This window comes from Streptomyces iranensis, assembly GCF_017874715.1.
In the GTDB taxonomy this organism is placed as follows: domain Bacteria; phylum Actinomycetota; class Actinomycetes; order Streptomycetales; family Streptomycetaceae; genus Streptomyces; species Streptomyces iranensis.
Window position 1 is genome coordinate 53143 of record NZ_JAGGLR010000021.1, and the last position, 14196, is coordinate 67338.

The 14196-nt window shown below is 69.7% G+C and carries 14 protein-coding genes and 2 pseudogenes; 6 read left to right on the forward strand and 10 right to left on the reverse strand.

All coding sequences use genetic code 11. The features are described 5' to 3' along the window. Positions 1–45 precede the first annotated feature (45 nt). From pyrE to J2Z30_RS33620, 8 genes are all read right to left on the reverse strand, one after another. Complete coding sequence (pyrE, locus tag J2Z30_RS33585; RefSeq protein ID WP_078956758.1) at positions 46–591, reverse strand: orotate phosphoribosyltransferase; 546 nt, start codon at positions 589–591, stop codon at positions 46–48. 74 nt (positions 592–665) lie between these two features. Then, a complete protein-coding gene (locus J2Z30_RS33590; RefSeq protein ID WP_044572217.1) occupies positions 666–1517 on the reverse strand; it encodes an aldose epimerase family protein in 852 nt (283 codons plus the stop codon). Between the two features lie 25 nt (positions 1518–1542). Continuing rightward, on the reverse strand, positions 1543–2463 hold the full coding sequence (locus J2Z30_RS33595; RefSeq protein WP_044572219.1) for an SRPBCC domain-containing protein: 921 nt from the start codon (positions 2461–2463) through the stop codon (positions 1543–1545). 149 nt (positions 2464–2612) lie between these two features. Then, complete coding sequence (locus tag J2Z30_RS33600) at positions 2613–4187, reverse strand: polyamine aminopropyltransferase (RefSeq protein WP_044581637.1); 1575 nt, start codon at positions 4185–4187, stop codon at positions 2613–2615. A gap of 120 nt (positions 4188–4307) precedes the next feature. Beyond that, positions 4308–4910 carry a DUF2617 family protein gene (locus J2Z30_RS33605; RefSeq protein ID WP_044572220.1) on the reverse strand — a complete coding sequence of 201 codons (603 nt, stop codon included), beginning with the start codon at positions 4908–4910 and terminating at the stop codon, positions 4308–4310. A gap of 429 nt (positions 4911–5339) precedes the next feature. Then, positions 5340–5636 carry a hypothetical protein gene (locus J2Z30_RS33610; protein ID WP_209468940.1) on the reverse strand — a complete coding sequence of 99 codons (297 nt, stop codon included), beginning with the start codon at positions 5634–5636 and terminating at the stop codon, positions 5340–5342. 121 nt (positions 5637–5757) lie between these two features. After that, a complete protein-coding gene (locus J2Z30_RS33615; RefSeq protein ID WP_044572224.1) occupies positions 5758–6678 on the reverse strand; it encodes an alpha/beta fold hydrolase in 921 nt (306 codons plus the stop codon). A 178-nt stretch (positions 6679–6856) separates the two neighbouring features. Then, complete coding sequence (locus J2Z30_RS33620) at positions 6857–7786, reverse strand: LysR family transcriptional regulator (RefSeq protein ID WP_044572226.1); 930 nt, start codon at positions 7784–7786, stop codon at positions 6857–6859. 114 nt (positions 7787–7900) lie between these two features. Between J2Z30_RS33620 and J2Z30_RS33625 the strand changes: the two genes are divergently transcribed. Continuing rightward, a complete protein-coding gene (locus J2Z30_RS33625) occupies positions 7901–8428 on the forward strand; it encodes a sugar O-acetyltransferase (protein ID WP_078956759.1) in 528 nt (175 codons plus the stop codon). A 50-nt stretch (positions 8429–8478) separates the two neighbouring features. Next, positions 8479–9049 (forward strand): annotated as a pseudogene (locus J2Z30_RS33630) (transposase); the annotation flags it as partial. Between the two features lie 22 nt (positions 9050–9071). On the opposite strand, the gene J2Z30_RS33635 reads toward J2Z30_RS33630, so the two are convergent. Next, positions 9072–10016: a DUF5996 family protein gene (locus tag J2Z30_RS33635; RefSeq protein WP_044572231.1), complete on the reverse strand. Its 945-nt coding sequence runs from the start codon at positions 10014–10016 to the stop codon at positions 9072–9074. A 194-nt stretch (positions 10017–10210) separates the two neighbouring features. On the opposite strand from J2Z30_RS33635, the pseudogene J2Z30_RS52155 reads away from it, so the two are divergent. Next, positions 10211–10353: pseudogene (locus tag J2Z30_RS52155) on the forward strand (IS630 family transposase); the annotation flags it as partial. Positions 10354–10469: 116 nt separating this feature from the next. Further along, positions 10470–10691 (forward strand): hypothetical protein, encoded by a 222-nt coding sequence (locus tag J2Z30_RS33640; protein ID WP_044572233.1) that lies wholly within the window; start codon positions 10470–10472, stop codon positions 10689–10691. 233 nt (positions 10692–10924) lie between these two features. Here J2Z30_RS33640 and J2Z30_RS33645 read toward each other — a convergent pair whose 3' ends face one another. After that, a complete protein-coding gene (locus J2Z30_RS33645) occupies positions 10925–11983 on the reverse strand; it encodes an Lrp/AsnC family transcriptional regulator (RefSeq protein ID WP_052701445.1) in 1059 nt (352 codons plus the stop codon). A gap of 100 nt (positions 11984–12083) precedes the next feature. On the opposite strand from J2Z30_RS33645, the gene J2Z30_RS33650 reads away from it, so the two are divergent. Continuing rightward, on the forward strand, positions 12084–12536 hold the full coding sequence (locus J2Z30_RS33650; protein ID WP_044572235.1) for a VOC family protein: 453 nt from the start codon (positions 12084–12086) through the stop codon (positions 12534–12536). 253 nt (positions 12537–12789) lie between these two features. Then, a complete protein-coding gene (locus J2Z30_RS33655) occupies positions 12790–13971 on the forward strand; it encodes a pyridoxal phosphate-dependent aminotransferase (RefSeq protein WP_107073321.1) in 1182 nt (393 codons plus the stop codon). The last annotated feature ends 225 nt before the right edge of the window (positions 13972–14196 follow it).

Consider the following 14196-nt stretch of genomic DNA (forward strand, 5'->3'; position numbering starts at 1 on the left):
CGTGAAACCTCCCACCTCCCCAGCCTGCATGATTCAGCCCCTGATTCAGCTCAGCCCGAGGTCGGTGAGCGAGTACGCCGGGAGATACGGCAGTCCGGCGTCCGCGATCGCGGGCGCGGCGCCGCGCTCGACGATCGTCGCGACCGCGACGACCTCCGCGCCCGCCTCCCGCGCCGCCTCCACCGCGGTCAGCGGCGAACCGCCGGTGGTGGAGGTGTCCTCGACCACCAGCACCCGGCGGCCCGCGATGTCCGGGCCCTCGATCCGCCGCTGCATACCGTGCGTCTTCTGGGCCTTGCGGACCACGAAGGCGTCGAGCCGGCGCCCGCGCGCGGCGGCGGCGTGCAGCATGGACGTGGCCACCGGGTCGGCGCCCAGCGTCAGCCCACCCACCGCGTCGTACTCCAGATCGGCCGTGGTCTCGAGCATGACCTGCCCGACCAGCGGCGCGGCCTCGGCGTCCAGGGTGATCCGGCGCAGGTCGATGTAGTAGTCGGCCTCACGCCCGGAGGAGAGGGTCACCTTGCCGTGGACCACGGCCTTGTCCTTGATCTGCTGCAGCAGGGCGTCATGCGCATCGCTCATGCGCATGAGCTTATGCGGTGGCCCTCGGAACCCCCCAAGCCGCTCCGTACCGTGAGACCGACTGCCTCAGACCGACCGCCTCAGGCCAGTGTGCGCCAGCTCCAGGTCATGGCGATCTCCAGCGGCTCGATGGGAGTGACCAGGCGCGGCAAGAGGTTGAGACCGTTGGGCGGGCCGGACTGCGGTTCGACGCACACCGCCTCCGCCTGCTCGTCGTAGACGACCACCCACTCCGTCCGGCTGGTGACCTTCAGCTCGAGCCGGCCGGGCCAGGTGAGCGTCACGTCCACCCCCTGCGGCATCCCGAAGCAGTCGTCCCAGGGGCCGGGCTTCGGCGCGATCCGGCGGCCGGTGGGGAGGTGGTCCTCGCCGCGCTCCTCCTGCCATGCGGCGTCGAAGGCGATCTCGACATCGGGGCCGATCTCGGCATCGGGGCCGATCTCGACATCGGCGCCGCCGTCGCCCAGGTTCCGCAGGAACCACGGATGCCAGCCCGCCTGCGCCGGGAAGGAATCGCCCTCGGTCTCCACGCTCATGGTGACGGTCAGGCTGTCCGGGGAGAGCTCGAAGGTCTGGGTGACCCGGCCCTCGTACGGCCAGGGGTCGGCGAGGTCGTAGGTGAAGGCCGCGCTGGACTGGCCCGTGCTGACGGGGGCCCATTCGACGTTCCGGCCGGTCCCGTGCATCGCGTGCGGGGGGGAGTTGATGGGCAGTTGGTGGGTCCGGCCGCCGTTGCGGAACCGGCCCAACCCGGTCCGGCCGCACCACGGAACCATCGGGAACGACCCGAACCGCGGGCCCTGCCGCAGCAGCTCCGTACCGCCGATGCGCAGTGAACCGATACGGCAGCCGTTCTCGGGTGAGACGGTCAGCTCGGCGTCCCCGGCGGTCAGCCGTACGCCCTTGGTCTCCGTTGTGTCTTCGGTGGTCACAAACACCGAGCCTATGCGCCCAGGCTCATCGGCGGCGGCGAAGTACGCGACGGCCCACGACGACGACGGAGGCGAGCACGACGGCCGCGGCGGGCGCGGCCCAGCGCAGTGTGGCGCTGGTCGAGACGGTCTCGGGCGCGGGCACCGGGGCGTAGCGGCCGCGCGGCGGGGCGTGGTCGACCTCCTCGGTGGAGCGGCCGATCATCGTGCGGCGGGCGTGGGCGGCCTCGGCCGGGGGCTCCTCGTCCAGGTCGTCGAGATCGCCGAGCTCGCCGAAGCCGACCGGCTCCTCGACGGCGTCCACCTCGTCGAGGTCCTCGAGGTCGCCGACGTCGTCGATGTCCATGTCGTCGGCCGACAGCGGAAGCTCGGCCTCGGTCGGCAGGCCGGTCTCGTCCGCGGCGGCGGCCGCACCCGCGTCAGCGGCCGCATCGGTGGTCTCGCCGGTGGTCTCCTCGGTGGCCTCGCCAGCGGCCTGGCCGGGGGCCTCGTCCTCCGTGGGCGCGCCGATCGGGGACGTCTCCAGCCCGGCCGTGAGCGCCGCGGCGAACCGGTCCAGCATGCGGCGGGCCACGGTGATGGCCGCCTCGTCGTCGAACTCGGCCAGCCGCCCGTCGCTGTGGACCGTCCCGGAGCAGTTCAGCTCCGTGCCGCCCTCGACGGGCTTCGGCGTGATGGTCAGCGCGAGCTTCACCGAGCCGCTGCCGCGCGCCTCGCCGCCCTCGCCCTCGACCTCGAAGGCATCGGCACGCCGGACGACGCGCAGCGCGCCGCGATAGGTGATGGTGGACCCGCCGATGCGCAGCCGCAGCCGGCCGGCGAGCGGACCGGCGGCCTCATCGGCGTCCTGCTGGAGCCCGGGAACGCAACGAGCGACGCGGGCGGGCTCCGCGAGCGCCAGCCGGACGGTGTCGACGGGAAACGGAACGAACACCTCATGCTCCATAGGTCAAAACAGTACCCATCGCACGTTCCCTGAGACCCGTTCCCGCACAACTTTCCGCGCGCCGCTGAAGTACGCCGCCGACGCGAGCCCCCGGCGCGCGGACACCCCCCGCACGCGGATGGGCGCCCGCCACCGGGCCCGCCGGGGCGTCACTCCCCATAGCGCGGACGCATGAGCGTCGACGGGGGCAGACCCGCCTCTCGAGCGCGCTCGGCCGTGCGGCGGGCCGCCCGCAGCCCCTCCTCCGTCAGCGAGCGCGGCCGCGGCCGGTGCGCGGCCAGCCGCAGCCCGACCGGGGAGCGCGCCGCCAGGACGAAGCCCCAGTCATGCGGGCTGCCGCGCCCGGGGCGCGGGGCGCCGATCACATACGGAGTGGTCCGCAGCCCGACCGAGCGCATCGTCGCGTCCACCGTCCAGAACGCCCGCGGATCGGGCCGCAGCGGACCGGCGTGGACCACCAGCCGACCACCGGGCGCCAGCACCCGCTCGGCCAGCCCGTAGAACTCCTGGGAGTAGTACTTGGTGCTCGGGGTGAGCTCGGGGGCGGGCAGATCGCACACCACCACGTCGTACGCCATGGACCCGCGCAGCCAGTCGAAGGCGTCGGCCGTCACCGCCCGCACCCGCGGATCGCGGTAGGCGCCGCCGTTGAGCTCGGACAGACCGGGATCGCGCCGGGCCAGCCGCACCACCTCCGCGTCGCGCTCCACGACGGTCACCGACCGGACCCCCGCGTACCGCAGGATCTCGCGCGCCGCGAGCCCGTCGCCCCCGCCCAGCACCAGCACCCGGGCATGCGGTCCGGCGGCCATCGCCGGGTGGATCAGCGCCTCGTGGTAGCGGACCTCGTCGCGCCCGCTGACCCGCAGCCGCCCGTTGAGGAAGAGCGACAGCGGCCGCCCGCTCGTCCCGCCGCCCACCAGCACGATCTCCTGCTCGCCGGTGCGCAGCGCGACCCGCACCCCCGGTCCGTAGACGGCCTGTCGGGCGGCCCGCTCGAAGGAAGGGGTCAGCACGGCACCGGCGGCCAGCGCGGCGAGCACCAGCCCATTGGCGACGATCAGCGTCCACCGCGCCCGTACGCTCAGATCGCGGCGGAACAGCCAGAGCACCAGCGCGCCGCCCGCGACCGCGTTGACCGCGCCGGTGACCAGCGCGCCGGTCAGCTGGCCGAACGCGGGCAGCAGCAGAAAGGGAAAGGCGAGCCCGCCGACCAGCGCGCCCACATAGTCCGCCGCGAACAGATCGGCCACCGCGCCGCCCGCGTCCTGTCGGCGCACCCGCTGGATGAGGGTCATCAGCAGCGGCACCTCGGCCCCGATGAGCACACCGATGGCGAACGAGAAGCCGACGAGCGCGGAGCGTGAGTGACCGCCCCACGCGAAGCACGCGTACAGCGCCATCGCCGAGCAGCCGCCGACGAGCGCGAGCACGGCCTCGACGGCGCCGAAGCCCACGGCGGCCCGGCAGCGCAGCCGCTTGGCCAGCAGCGAACCGACGCCCATGGCGAAGACCATCACGGACAGCACCACGGATGCCTGGGTGACCGAGTCACCCGCCAAGTACGAGGCGAGGGCGACGAGTTCGAGCTCGTAGACGAGCCCGCAGGCGGCGCAGACGAAGACCGTGCCGAGCACGAGGAAGCGGCCGAGCCCCGCCCGCACGGGCAGCCGCGCCGGAGGGCCGGATTCCGGCGACGACGGCGCATCCGAGACGGCGGACATGGGCGAATCGATCACAAAGGGAACGCTACGTCACATATCACTTACGTCTCGTCCCCCACACGAGTGCATTGCCGTTCGCACATCCGGCATCGATGGCCTCTCGGCCACGCGCGACCCCCTTCAGGCGCAGGGGACTTGGGGCGACACCCCACCCGGCAAACCATCCGCCAAGCCGCCCATATCGAGTCCACCCGCGCCCGGCGGCCGGAGCGCAGCCGGCACCCGGGCCCCGACACAGGTGCGGGTGGTGACCAACCGCCCCTCCTGGGGGTAGGCATGCCAGGTCCGCCAGCCCACCGTGCCCTCGTTCCACTGCGCGAGCAGCGCCGTGAACGCGTTCGGGCTGCCGGGGAACGTACCGGCCAGACCGTGCGGATGGTCGGCCACCAGCGCGAGCAGTTCCTGCGCGCGTCCGGCGAAGGCCCCTTGCGACAACTCCTCGACGCGCGCCGCGAATTCGTATTCGCGGCCGTCGACGAGGGTGGAAACCCCCAGCGGAAGCGGGGTGCTGTTGCCGGACATACAGGCCACGGTCTCCGAGCAACGGCTGCCCTCCCCCTCGAGGAGGACCTGGTGAGAGGCTCCCAGAAGCCTCAACTGGACGGCGAAGTCGTGGAGTTGAAGATCGAGCACAGCGAGGGCGGGAAGCGGTTCCCGTCCCAGGCCCCAGGCGAGGTCAGCGGCGCGGGTATCGGTGTAGGCAGTCTTGAGTGTCGTGAGCATGGATCGGCTCCGCAAGCACGCAGTGGAAAGAGTTGGGCCAGCTCGCCCCGCGGGGGACCAGGGGCATGCGCATACGGCGGCTCGCGCCCACGTGGGGCCGTAAGGTCGATTGGTGGTATACGGAATCATGAAATGCTGGGCGCCACATCGTTTTTACCCACCTTCGCCGGGTTTCCACCCCCTAGGGCGCTCCCTAGGTCAAGTGTTCAACAAGCCAGCGCCCGGCGCACGTTGGCGCGCCGGGCGCTGGCTCATCGCTTCACGGCCGTAAGGACGGCCTGGCAACCGTATGAAGGACATGGCAACCATCAGAACGACATGGCAACCGCAAGGACGGCATGGCAACCGTCAGAACGGCATGGCGACCATAAGGACGGCATGGCGACCGTAAGGCCGCGCGGCGACCGTAAAGGCCGCGGGATCCGCGGGTCAGCCACCCCCGCCGCAGCCACCGCCACCACCGCCGCCGCCACCACCGCAGCCACCACCGCCACCGCAGCCGCTTCCGCCGCCGCAGCCACCGCCGCCGTGGTGACCACCCCCGTGATGGCCACCACCGCCGCCGCCGCCACCACCGGCCCACCAGCCGCCACCGGCGGCCCCGCTGGAACCGGCCCCCCAGGACCGCTTGCGCCGCCCGCTGTACCCCTTCGACCGACCGGCGCCCAGCGCGGCGAGCGCCGCGAACGTGAACGCCAGCACGACAAAGATGACAACAGGACCCATGGTCCTCACTCTCCTTCCAATCCCCCGTAGCGAGGTACCGCTTCGTACCTGCCGGGTCCCATGCCCGACCTCATGCGGGGTCAAAGCGGAGTTGAGGAAGTCCAGAGGTTCAGCGCGCGTCCTATGCGCGGTCCGCGGCCTGCGAGGTGACGCGCTCGATCGCCCGCACGGCGAGATCCGGCTGGTCGACGTAGATGTAGTGCGCGCTGGTCTTGGCGGTGCTCAGCTTGGAGCGGCTGGAGACCGCGAGCCACTTGCGCTGGCCGTTGGTCCACGCCCGCTCCAGGCCCGGCCCGTATTCGGGCACCTCCGCGAGGTATTGCTTCCCGTGGTGGATCACCTCCACCGGGATGTCCCCGGCGGAACGGACCTTCCCGTCCGGCACCGTGAGCTTCTCCGGCTCCCCTCCGTGAAGGATCGAGAGGGTCTGATCACGCAATTCGGCCGCCGGGCCGGTGGCGGACTCGGGGATGCCCTTTTTGAGATCGGCGGTCTGGGTCGGCGAGGTGGCGTCCATCAGGACCAGTCCCTTGATCCTGTCCTGGTGGTCGGGGGCATACCGGGCGGCGATCAGCCCACCCAGCGAATGTCCGGCCAGGACGACCGGGTTGTCACCGGCGACCCGGTCGAGCACCGCGGTCAGCACCTTCCCCGTGCTCTTGAGGGTCTGCGGCCCGTCGGGCTTGTCGCTGGCGCCTTCGCCGAGCCGGTCGTAGGAGCAGACCCGGTTCTTCTTGCTCAGGGTCTTCTGGATCCCGGCCACCTTGTCCAGCCCGTCGCCGCCCCCGGCCACCAGCATGATGACGGGCCTGCCGTCCGCCGAAGTCCCCGAACAGGACACATTCACCAAGCGGCCGCCGACCTCGATCTTCTTGGTGCCGGTGAGCAGGCCCTGATCGCCTGCCTTCTTGGAAGCGGCGGCGGACGTGGTGGCGGATGTCTCGGAATCCGCCTTCTTGGAGTCCTCACAGCCGACCAGCCCCACACCGGCCACGGCGCAGGACAGCGCGATTACAGCGGGCACCCTGGCACTGCGGATCATCGTTCTTCCCCCTGAGAGAGTCTGGGTCACCCGCTCCCCGCGGGCGTCTCAGAGACGCTATGGACCCGGAGCCCCGGAATCGTCACCACCCGGAGCGCACCCGCACGTAGCTCGCACGGGGGACAGCCGCTGAGCGCCGGACAAGACCTTGGGCCTGTCTGTCAATTCGGTCGTCTGGTCAGCGGTCTACCCAGTCCGGCGCCCACACGTCGTGCGGGGTTCGCGGGCCTGCGGTGCGCAGATGATCGCGTAGCGCGGCCAGCACGGGGTGCTGGTCTCCGCTGCGGAACAGCAGCACGTGCGGGTAGACCGGGGTCGGGTCGTGCAACGGGATGCGCCGTAGGTCGTGGGTCTGGGGCCACAGGTACCGGTCCCCGCTGCCGACGAGGGTGGCCAGCGAGGCCGAGTCGGCCAGCGCGTCCATCAGGGCCTCGTCACCGAAGTTGGGGCCGAGCGCGTCGATGCTCAGGTCGAAGGCCTCGGACAGCACCTGGTAGAACGCCGCCCACTCCGTGCCCGGCGTGATCCCGGGGATCCAGATGCGGTGGCCAGCCAGGTCCGCAGGACTGACCCAGGGCGCGTCAGCCAGCGGGTGGTCGGGGCCGACCAGGAACTCCAGGGGTGCGTCCAGGAGTCGTTCGGCGCTGATCCCGGCCGGGACCTGGCCTGCCGGCAGGGCACGGAAAGACGCGTCGACGGTCCCTTCGAGCACCGCCTGGGCGGCCTGGGCGGCGTTCTCCTTGCTCAGCGTGACCGCGTCCAGGTCCGTCCCGGGGTGGGAGCGGTAGAACCGGTAGACGGCCTGGGCCGGGGAGATGCGCCGATTGAGGACATCGACGCGCAAGGGACGGCTGCCGGGGCGCACGGCCTGCTCGGCCTGCTCGAGGGCCGCCAGGACCTTCTTGGCGTGCGGCAGGAAGACCTGCCCGTCCAGGCTCAGCCGGGAGCCTCGGGAGGTCCGCACCAGGAGCGTGACCTCGATGTGCCTCTCCAGGGCCGCGATCCGCTTGGAGACCGCCTGCTGGCTGATCCCCAGCTTGTCGGCAGCAGCCTGGAACTGGCCGGTCCCGGCGACGGCCACGAACGTCCGCAGCGCTTCAACATCCACGCTTCCACTCTATTTCCACAACCGTTGGTTGTGTCTGGTGTGGTGCAGGGTTGTTTGATCGAGCGTTCTGCGCGGTGGTGGGATAAGCGCATGTCTACCCGCACAGAGCAGGTTATGTATGTCCGGACGCCTGAGTTCGCGCGTCATGCGGAGCGGATCGCGGAAGTGACCGATGCGACGTCTCGACTGAACGTGCTTCCGTTCAGCGACAGCGAAGGTCGCGCGGAACTACTTTCTGTTGTGTTCGGCGGCCCGCTGCCGGAGTCGGTGATGATCTACCCGCCGTTCTTTACCGAGTACGGGCTCAACACGACGTTCGGGGAGAACGTCTTCGTCAACCAGGGATGCACCTTCATGGACAAGGGAGGCATCCGTATCGGCAACAGCGTCATGATCGCCCCGAAGGTCAGCCTCATCACCGGAGGCCATCCACTGCCCCTGGCCGAGCGCCGCGAGTACCTCTCCTTCGCCCCGATCGTCATCGAGGACCACGTCTGGATCGGGACGGCTGCCGTGATCACGCAGGGAGTGACCATCGGTGCCGGTGCGGTGGTCGCTGCCGGTGCGGTGGTCACTCGTGATGTTCCTGCCGGCACCGTGGTCGCGGGAGTGCCCGCCCGGGTGATCAAGACGATCGACTGAGCCCCTGGGCTGTCGGCCCGGATGCGCAGCACCTCTGCGGTCTGATCCTGATGCCTCGTCACGCCCGGCTGACCGACCGGCAGTATGGCCGCATCCGACCTCTGCTGCCCTCTGAGTACCGGTCGTCGTGGCAGGCCGTGGGCCGATCACCGCCGCATTGTGGAGGTGATCGTCTACCGGTACCGCACCGGTATTCCTTGGCGAGACCTCCCAGCCAGGTTCGGATCCTGGAAGACGGTGTGGGCCCGCCACCGCCGCTGGGCCGCCGACGGGACCTGGGACCGCGTGCGAGTCCCCAGGACCGGAGCAGGCCGCCCGCGCACGACCCCGACCATGCTGCTCGGGGACAAGGCCTACTCCTCCCGCGCGATCCGAGCGGCGCTCAAAGCCCGCGGGATCACCGCGGTCATCCCTGAACGGCGTGACCAGCAGGAGCACCGTCGCCGCCTAGGTTCAGCAGGCGGGCGTCCGTCGAAGTTCGATCCGGTGGCCTACAAGAGCCGCAACGTGGTCGAGCGGTCCTTCGCCCTGCTCAAGCAGCGTCGTGGCCCGGCCACGAGCTTCGACAAGCTCGCGATCGTCTACCGCTCGGCCGCGGTCCTCGCCGCAGTGCTGGTCTGGGCTCCCATTTCACGGACACGCCTTAGCGGTGCTCCCAGTGGACGGGGTCGGCTTCCAGGACCGCGCGGTCCCAGTCGGCCAGTTCGGCGGTCGCCTGATAAGTGCTGTGCAGGAATTCGCTCAGCGTCCGGTCCGGATCGGGTGCGGTGGCGACCGCCTCGTAGGGCAGCACGAATTCACCGACGTCCCGCCGGTACGAGGCCGTCGCGGGCCGGACCGGCTGGTCGGCGAAACCGGCGGGCTCGGGGTAGGCGTAGGAGTAGAAGCCGCCCTCCTCACCGCCGCCGGGCCAGAAGCCACAGCTGGACAGCTCGACGGAGTACGCCTCCTGCGTCACCCGGTCCGGCAGGTTCGGCACCCCGCCGGGGGGATGCGGCGGCGCGGTACGGCCGGAGAAGCGGGTGACGGCCAGATCCATCGCTCCCCAGAAGAAGTGCACGGGGCTGGCCTTGCCGACGAAATGGGACCGGAATTCCCCGAACACCCGGTGTGCGTTCAGCAATTGCCCCCAGAAGAGCCGGGCGGCGTACGGGTCGTACGCCGCATGCCGGTGGTCCTCCGGGAACGGGATCGCCACGGGCACCTCGTTCGGCCGGGGGTACATCCGGGTCTGGATGCCCAGGTCTCCCAGCAGGCCCATGATCTCCGAGTAGAACTGGGACACCGGTTTGGACTCCAGCGCCAGCTCGCGCCGGCTCCCGTCGCTGACCCGGACCCCCAGCCGATCATCGATGAAATCGAACTCGATATCGAACGCTCCGGCCCCGTACGGGACCGTGGACGTGCTCAGCCCGCGCGGGGTGACATACAAGGTCACCTGCCACCACTGATTGGCCGGTGGCGCGTGGTCCAGCCGGATCTTGCCGACGATCTGGGTCCACATGTGCAGCGTGTCCCGGGTCTCGCCCCAGTCCTCCAGCCGAAGCCGTGGCCAGGCGCCGGCCTGCCGTGTCCTCTGCTTGGCCATCTCGCCTCCCGCAAGGCCACACCGCTCCGACAACGTGTGGTCGATCGCAGCCGATAGATTCCGGCCCGGCCGAGTACCCGCCCATCCCGCCACCCAAAACCAGGGCAGAAAACCAGGGAGTGTGCCCCGCGCCGGGTGGCAGGTTTCCCTCAAAAGCCCAGCTCATCGAGCGTGAAAAGGTCAGCCGACCAACCGTCCGCAAGGGCTTCGCCGAGACCGACTACGCCCGCCTGCCGATGCCGCGCACCAGCAGCTCGGCGGCGGCCCCATCGTTGTGGTGTGGGACAACGTGAACACACACGTCAGCCGCACCATGCACGAACTGATCGCCGCCCGTTGCAGGGGTCTCATCGGGTCTCGAAACACCAGGTCAGTGGCGTGACGCGGTTGTTACCGTCCGGATCTGTGCCGACGGCGACAGCCAGCGGGATACGCATAGGCTCATACTGAGGCATGACAAAGCCTGCGGCACCGAAGCGTCATTTGCCTACCAGCCCCTTCAAGGCCCCGGTCACACCGGCTCCCAAGCACTTCGCCATGGGCGACCAGGTCACGCACGACGTGTACGGCCTCGGCCGAGTGATCGGCATCGAGGGCGGAATCGCGGCGCTCGTGGACTTCGGCTCGACGCAAATGCGGATCTTGAGCCCGTACGCCAAGATGACCAAGCTGTAGGGCTGACATACGGCCGGCTGCGGCGGCTGCATGGGGGTGCCAGAAGACCGAAGAGGCACATGAGGCCGTTAACCCGGCCCCGATCGGGAAAGTCCGCCGGCATCGCCCGCCACGAGATCCCGGCCGCGACCAGGTAGCGGATCGCGTCCAGCAGCGGGTGCAGCCGAGTCGAACTGGACGGGCTCGGTCACGTCAACAAGGACACCAGGCATGTACAACGGGAAGATCACCCGTCAGTAGATGTCCGCGGCGGCTACAACATCAACCTCGTCGCCGCCCCGTCTGTCTCCGGCCTTGCGCAGCGGATGACTTGACGGAACAAGGCGGCCGCCGGCCACTCGGGTGGCGGCCTGCTTCAGCCTGCTGAGCAGCGGCACAACCTCGACGTGGATCACCCCAGGCAGACTACCTAGCTGCTCAGTGACGTAGCTGAAGAGTTCAATGCTGTCACGGCAGGTTACTGCGGCCACGATGTTCGCGGAGCCCGTCACCGCAGCGACCCAACTGGTCTGCTGATGTGTGGAGAGCGCCTCGCAGACCGTGACAATGCGGTCTGGTGAGACTTGAACGAGCAACGTGGCCGAGACTCGGTAGCCGAACGCTTCCAACATCACGTCCACGTCCACGGTGACCGCGCCACTGTCCAGCAGTGCCTGGAGACGACCTCTGACGCGGGAGAGCGGCCAGTTGAGGGTGCGGGACAGCGCTGACGCGGTGGCTCTTCCGTCCCGGCGCAGTTCCTCCAACAGTGCGCGGTCTTCGAGGCGCACCGGACTGTACGTTTCCTTCCGTCGGTGAGGATCGCGCCCCTCAAGGAGATCTCGTTTCGCGTCCTCGCTCAGCGGCTCCTCAAAACCCGACCACTCGGCAGGGCCGCCGGAGTACGAGTGCAGCACCAGGTGAGTAGTGAACGAGAGCACTTCTGATGTGTGCGAGATCCGGGGCAGCACTCCCGTGCCGCACTCTGCCTCGGCAGGCAGAGTCGTGGTGCACATCAGCTCCGCACCGCCGGAGTGCAGCGCGACCCAGGAAACGTCGTCGCGCGCAGCGAGCACATTGCCCAGGTGTGCGGCGGCAGCAGGGCGGCACTGCAGCCGCAGTAGCCAGAGCGAATGTATGGCGGAGGCAGCTGCCTCAGTGACCAGGACCCGGAGCACACCCGCCTCGCGCATGACGCGGTAGCGGCGGGTCGCGGTCTGCTCCGATACCCCCACCACCTCGGCGATCCGTCGCATCGGGGCCCGCCCGTCGAGCATCAGGCATTGGAGGATTTGTTGATCCACAATGTCCATGAGCGCAGTTTAGTTCACTCAAGTGGATCACATGGAAGTTGTTGTCAGATATTGGTCGGGTTCCCGGGGCTTTCAGGGCCGCGTGGCGAACACTCGGCACATGAGCGTTTTGAACCACCAGATCGTCTGGTCCCGCGATGCTGAGACCTCCGCCCATTTTCTGGCCGACGTGCTGGGCTTCGAGCCCCCGGTGAAGCTGGGCCATTTTGTGATGGTGCAGGTAAGTCCTGACGTGACCTTCGACTTCATGAGCACCGACCGCGACATCATGGCTCAGCACTACGCCTTCCTGGTCAGCGAGGCAGAGTTTGACGTGATCATGGCTCGGGTGCTGGAGCGCGGCTTGGAATACTGGGCGGACCCCCAGCATCAGGACGCGGGCAACATCAACCGCCTTGATGACGGCCGCGGCGTCTACTTCAATGACCCCAGCGGTCATGAGCTGGAGATCATCACGCGTCCCTACGGCAGTGGCGGGCTCGACGCCGAGCACGTCAACCCGCTGCTCACCGAGGAGATCGCGGCGAGCGGGAAGCTTCCGGACCTGTCATGACCGAGCCGTTGGCCGACCGTCCCCTCATTCAAATCCTGATCGCGAGCACCCGGCCGAACAGGCCGCCACGAGCGGTGTCTTTGACACTGAGGTTGTCGACCTCTGATGCCAGAAAACGGAGACCACCGGCCCGACGATCTGCACCCCGGCCGCGAGCCGGGCCGTCACCACCGACCCCGCAGCACCGAAACCGGTGCCCGCGCCCCACGCCGGGCAGGGGGAGAGTTGATGGAGGCCGATGGTTCGGCGGAGTATGGGCGCCATGGGACGACCGCCGCTCAACCGCCGACTGGCCGCCTTCGGCACCACGATCTTCGCCGAGATGTCCGCCCTCGCCGTGCACACCGGCGCCATCAACCTCGGGCAGGGCTTCCCGGACACCGACGGCCCCGAGGAGGTGCGCGAGGCCGCCGTCCGCGCGCTGCGGGACGGTCGGGGGAATCAGTATCCGCCCGGCCCCGGCGTGCCCGAGCTGCGCACCGCCGTCACCGAGCACCAGCGGCGCTGGTACGGCCTGGGCTTCGACCCCGACACCGAGGTGCTGATCACCGCGGGCGCCACCGAGGCCATCGCCGCGTCGCTGCTGGCGCTGGTGGAGCCGGGCGACGAGGTGATCGCGCTGGAGCCGTACTACGACTCGTACGCCGCCTGTGTCGCCATGGCGGGCGGCGTCCGCGTGCCCGTCACCCTGCGCCCCGACGGGGACGCCTTCCGGCTGGACCTGGACGAGCTGCGCGCCGCCGTCACCGACCGCACCCGGCTCATCCTGCTCAACACCCCGCACAACCCCACCGGCACCGTGCTCACCCGCGATGAGCTGGCCGCGGTCGCCGAGCTCGCCGTCGAGCGCGATCTGCTGGTGGTCACCGACGAGGTCTACGAGCACCTCGTCTTCGGCACCGAGCACACCCCGCTCGTCTCCTTCCCCGGGATGCGCGAGCGGACCGTCACCATCAGCAGCAGTGGAAAGACGTTTTCGTTCACGGGCTGGAAGGTCGGCTGGGTGACCGGCGTTCCCGAGCTGGTGACGGCGGTGCGCTCGGCCAAGCAGTACCTCACCTATGTCTCGGCGGGTCCCTTCCAGTACGCGGTGGCCGAGGCGCTGGCCCTCCCCGACGCCTATTTCCACGGCATCCGGGCTGATCTGCGCGCCAAGCGCGATCTGCTGGCCGATGGGCTGACCGACGCGGGCTTCCATGTCTTCCGCCCCTCGGGCACCTACTTCGTCACCACCGACATCCGCCCCCTCGGCGAGACCGACGGCTTCGCCTTCTGCCGCTCCCTCCCCGAGCGCTGCGGTGTGGTCGCGGTCCCGAACGCGGTCTTCTACGACCACCAGGACCAGGGCTCCCCCTTCGTCCGGTTCGCCTTCTGCAAGCGCGAAGAGGTCCTTACGGACGCCGTGGCCCGCCTCAAGACCCTCGCCCAGGGCTGACCCACCGCTGGCGGGTGTGCGGCGATGGCAAGAGCCCGGCCGCGCACCGCCGTCCTGGTGGGCGGCGCGCCGGCCGGGCTCTCCTGTCTGTACGGGACGTATCTGCTGACCATGGCCGCCAGCGCGGTCTGACCGACACGGCCGTCGACGGCCTCGCCGACCGGGATACGGCGCCTCCGCGCGCTGTACGGCTCCTCCGACCGAGGTACGGCCGTGGCTACGGCC

What these genes read in the sequence shown, in the direction of transcription:
- J2Z30_RS33605 (WP_044572220.1), bottom strand. Translation starts at nt 4,910, where the DNA reads ATGCTCACGACACTCAAGACTGCCTACACCGATACCCGCGCCGCTGAC.
- J2Z30_RS33650 (WP_044572235.1), top strand. Translation starts at nt 12,084, where the DNA reads ATGAGCGTTTTGAACCACCAGATCGTCTGGTCCCGCGATGCTGAGACC.
- J2Z30_RS33615 (WP_044572224.1), bottom strand. Translation starts at nt 6,678, where the DNA reads ATGATCCGCAGTGCCAGGGTGCCCGCTGTAATCGCGCTGTCCTGCGCC.
- J2Z30_RS33625 (WP_078956759.1), top strand. Translation starts at nt 7,901, where the DNA reads ATGTATGTCCGGACGCCTGAGTTCGCGCGTCATGCGGAGCGGATCGCG.
- J2Z30_RS33600 (WP_044581637.1), bottom strand. Translation starts at nt 4,187, where the DNA reads ATGTCCGCCGTCTCGGATGCGCCGTCGTCGCCGGAATCCGGCCCTCCG.
- J2Z30_RS33595 (WP_044572219.1), bottom strand. Translation starts at nt 2,463, where the DNA reads ATGGAGCATGAGGTGTTCGTTCCGTTTCCCGTCGACACCGTCCGGCTG.
- J2Z30_RS33635 (WP_044572231.1), bottom strand. Translation starts at nt 10,016, where the DNA reads ATGGCCAAGCAGAGGACACGGCAGGCCGGCGCCTGGCCACGGCTTCGG.
- J2Z30_RS33640 (WP_044572233.1), top strand. Translation starts at nt 10,470, where the DNA reads ATGACAAAGCCTGCGGCACCGAAGCGTCATTTGCCTACCAGCCCCTTC.
- J2Z30_RS33655 (WP_107073321.1), top strand. Translation starts at nt 12,790, where the DNA reads ATGGGCGCCATGGGACGACCGCCGCTCAACCGCCGACTGGCCGCCTTC.
- J2Z30_RS33645 (WP_052701445.1), bottom strand. Translation starts at nt 11,983, where the DNA reads ATGGACATTGTGGATCAACAAATCCTCCAATGCCTGATGCTCGACGGG.
- pyrE (WP_078956758.1), bottom strand. Translation starts at nt 591, where the DNA reads ATGCGCATGAGCGATGCGCATGACGCCCTGCTGCAGCAGATCAAGGAC.
- J2Z30_RS33610 (WP_209468940.1), bottom strand. Translation starts at nt 5,636, where the DNA reads ATGGGTCCTGTTGTCATCTTTGTCGTGCTGGCGTTCACGTTCGCGGCG.